A 1,408-nucleotide genomic window follows, 5' to 3' on the forward strand; every position below is an offset into this window, starting at 1 on the left:
CTAGTAGTACTTCGTTAAGTTGGTCTTCGTTTGGGGAGCTTTCGTTGGCATGTGGGGCAAACGCCGGTCCAGCACAGTAAGACGCCTTGGAGCAGTGTCAGGGTGTGGTAGAGGGTCAGGCCGGCGTGGGGGCTTTTGGGTTCAGTCGCCGGAGGGTGAGGAAGGCGTGGGCGGCGGTGACGAGGGTGACGTGGTGGTGCCAGCCGCGCCAGGTGCGGCCTTCGAAGTGGTCGAGTCCGAGGCCGTGTTTGAGTTCTCGGTAGTCGTGTTCGATCCGCCAGCGGATCTTGGCCAGGCGCACCAGTTTTCGGATCGGCGTGTCGGCGGGCAGGTTGGTGATCCAGTAATCGGTGGGCGCCGGGGCGCCGGGCGGCCATTCCACGAGCAGAGTCGCGGTGGGCAACACGCCGTCCCAGTCGCGTCCCCCGTGCTCGCGGCGGACGAGATCACGCATGGCGCGGCCAGCGGGGCGGATCGTGATCGCTCGGAACCTCGACCGCATCGGCCCTTGGGAGCCGTGCCGCCAGGTGACCTGACGGAACGCGCCGCGGCCCTCGGCGGTGGCGATGCCGGAGAACGGGGCCGGCGGTTCGCGGTAGCGCGGCACCGGGCGCCGACCACGCCCCTGGTAGGCAGCCGTGACCGGCGTGGCGGTGGCCAGGTGAGCGTTCTCGTCGCCCCGCACGGCCACCACGTAGTCCATGTCCCGCGCGGCCAGGCCGTGCCGGAACGCCGCGGTCTGACCGTAGCCGGCATCGGCGACCACGACCGGCGGCGCAAGTCCCTGCTCGGTCAGTTCATCAAGGATCTCCAAAGCCAGCCGCCACTTCTCGACATGCCCGGTCTCCTCGGGCATCCCGGTGCGAGCCCGGCGTGGATCTTCCCGATCGCCCCATCCCTTGGGCACGAACAGGCGCCACGACAGTGGACACGACGCCGCATCGGTGACCCCGTGCACGCTCACCCCGACCTGGCAGTTGGCCTGCTTACCCAGCGCGCCGCAGTACTGCCGCGCCACCGCCACCGACTGATCACCGGACTTGGGAAACGACACATCATCGACCACCCACGCCTGCGGGCCGATCGCCTCGGTCATCTTGGCCGCGATCGTGCGCAACACCGGCTCGTGGTCCCACGGCGACTGATTCACAAACTGCTGCAGGGCCTGCATGTTCCCGTCCGGCAACCGCTCGGCCATCGGCTGGATCGACTTCCGCGGACCATCCAGCATCAACCCCCGCAGATAGCAGTCACCTTGCCGGCGCTGATCCTTCCGCGACACCGAGGCAAACACCTCGCCCACGAACTCGGCCAACTCACCCCGAACACGCTCCACCGCACCAAGATCCACACCGAGATCATCACCCACGCCCACCCACAAGATCAAGACTTAACGAAGTACTACTAG

General features: G+C 67.3%; 1 protein-coding gene. It reads right to left on the reverse strand.

Annotation, left to right across the window (positions count from 1 at the left end):
* Nucleotides 1-115: 115 nt before the first annotated feature.
* Nucleotides 116-1,351: an IS701 family transposase gene (locus AB0I53_RS49575; RefSeq protein WP_358618213.1), complete on the reverse strand. Its 1,236-nt coding sequence runs from the start codon at nucleotides 1,349-1,351 to the stop codon at nucleotides 116-118.
* Nucleotides 1,352-1,408 lie beyond the last annotated feature (57 nt).

This window comes from Saccharopolyspora sp. NPDC050389 (assembly GCF_040655595.1).
GTDB lineage: Bacteria > Actinomycetota > Actinomycetes > Mycobacteriales > Pseudonocardiaceae > Saccharopolyspora.